The sequence below is a fragment of the Piscirickettsia salmonis LF-89 = ATCC VR-1361 genome (assembly GCF_000297215.2).
Lineage (GTDB): Bacteria > Pseudomonadota > Gammaproteobacteria > Piscirickettsiales > Piscirickettsiaceae > Piscirickettsia > Piscirickettsia salmonis.
In genome coordinates this window covers 1-1957 of the sequence record NZ_AMFF02000268.1, presented here as the reverse complement: position 1 = coordinate 1957, position 1957 = coordinate 1, and the positions used below count along the sequence as shown (strand labels likewise).

Sequence of the window (1957 nt, the reverse complement as noted above, 5' to 3'; positions counted from 1 at the left end):
TTCAGAGAGTTTCTTTCATACCTTAAAAACGGAGTTAGTTCATCACATGAATTTTAAAAATCGACAGGAGGCTAAATCAGCGATCTTTGAGTATATCGAAGTTTTTTATAACAGAAAACGCATTCACTCAGCTAATGATTATTTATCACCTGAGGAATACGAGCATAATCAAAAAATCAGTTAAAAATTTGTCTAGAAAAAGGTTGCCAGATCAAAGATAGAATGTTGCTCGAAGATTTTAAGAGTGATTTATTAGCTAAATCTGAGATTTCAGATGTTAAGGCAGAGTGTTTTTTAAGAGCAGCAACCTTTCAAGATGTCAGTTATGTTGCTGTTAAGCAGCAAAAGTGGAGCCCGAAGAGTACAACATCTTCAGGTAGAAATATGTGTACGATTTTAAATACTGAACAAAAATATGAGAAATTTTTTGCATTAGTAAGAGCTGATGATGGCAAGGTCCACTTTAGAAACCTGCGTCGGTGTGCGGCAGATTGCCTTCAAGATGATACTAGAGATAAACATAATGAGAAGTTTTTCTCATATTCAAAAGATAAGACTGCACTTATGTTTCTTGAAAGCTATTTTTGTGCTCAGAATCAAAAGTACCCTGCTCAATATCCAGGGGCGCGAGTTACAATAGAACCGTAAGGGTTTTAGTTTATCTTGAGGATTTTGGAAGTGATTATTGCACTAATATTTTATTTTAGATATATTTATTTCAATTTATTTAAAACAATAAAATCTTAATAAAATAACTTTTAATTATTATTTGATTATTTTTTTAAGTCGTTTTTTATATGTTAATAATGTAGATTATCATGCAGAGTATTTTAAGGTTAATTGAGTATCTCTTATGAGTGGTAATGTATAAAAGATACTACTCTAATTTTAAAGTGCAGATTTGGGTTGTTTATGTCTTAGCCAAATAAAGCCTCAATAAATTCATCTGATTTAAAAGGGCGTAGATCATCAATTTTTTCGCCGACGCCAATATAACGGATAGGTAACTTCATTTTCTTAGCGATAGCAAAAATGACCCCACCTTTAGCCGTGCCATCGAGTTTAGTCATGACAATGCCTGAGACATTGACAGCCTGATGAAACTGCTCAGCTTGGTTAATAGCGTTTTGTCCAGTGCCTGAGTCTAGGACTAGTAAAACTTCATGCGGTGCTGTATTGTCGACTTTGCCAAGCACACGTTTTACCTTTTTTAGTTCTTCCATCAGGTTGCTTTGTGTATGCAGTCGGCCTGCGGTATCGGCAATTAGAATGTCATAACCATGTGCTTTGGCTGAGTTATGCGCATCGAAAATTACTGATGCGCTATCAGCACCGGTATGCTGGGCAACTACCGGAATATCGTTACGTTCTCCCCAGACTTGTAATTGTTCAACCGCGGCGGCACGGAAGGTATCACCAGCAGCAAGCATCACGCTTTTACCCTGGGTTTGATAATATTTGGCAAGTTTACCAATGGTTGTGGTCTTCCCTGCGCCATTCACGCCGACGACTAAAATCACAAAGGGATCTTTTGTTTCTGGAATTTCTAGGGGAATATTGCATGGATCGAGCAGCCCAGATAAATTTTCTTTGAGCGCTTCCATCGCTTTTTGGGTATCTGTAAGTTCGTTGCGATCAAGACGCTTGGTTAAGTCAGTAATGATATGAGTCGTTGCATCAATGCCAACATCTGCCATGAGTAGCTGAGTTTCTAAATCTTCCAGCAGCTCATCATCGATTTTTTTCTCGCCGATTAAAAGTGTGGTAATGCCTGAGGCTAGATTTTCACGGGTTTTACTGAGGCCTGATTTTAAGCGGGCGAATAAGCCTTGCTTTTTCTCACTATTACTATTGGCGTTGTTTTTTTCAATCTTGTCTTTTTTGCGGCCGAAGAGACGCCCACCCTGTTTTACTTTTTTAGCGCTCTCTTCGGCGCGACGTGCTTCTTCTTCAGCTT

3 protein-coding genes are annotated in these 1957 nt (G+C 38.1%); 2 read left to right on the top strand and 1 reads right to left on the bottom strand.

The genetic code is table 11. From position 1 onward, the window contains the following. Both C200_RS14015 and C200_RS14010 read left to right on the top strand, forming a co-directional pair. The coding region (locus C200_RS14015) for an IS3 family transposase (protein WP_033923860.1) at positions 1 to 184 on the top strand (184 nt) is incomplete at its 5' end. A 38-nt stretch (positions 185 to 222) separates the two neighbouring features. Further along, a complete protein-coding gene (locus C200_RS14010; RefSeq protein WP_016212211.1) occupies positions 223 to 648 on the top strand; it encodes a hypothetical protein in 426 nt (141 codons plus the stop codon). Between the two features lie 269 nt (positions 649 to 917). Here C200_RS14010 and ftsY read toward each other — a convergent pair whose 3' ends face one another. Beyond that, complete coding sequence (gene ftsY / locus C200_RS14005; protein WP_210428201.1) at positions 918 to 1871, bottom strand: signal recognition particle-docking protein FtsY; 954 nt, start codon at positions 1869 to 1871, stop codon at positions 918 to 920. Between the last annotated feature and the right edge of the window lie 86 nt (positions 1872 to 1957).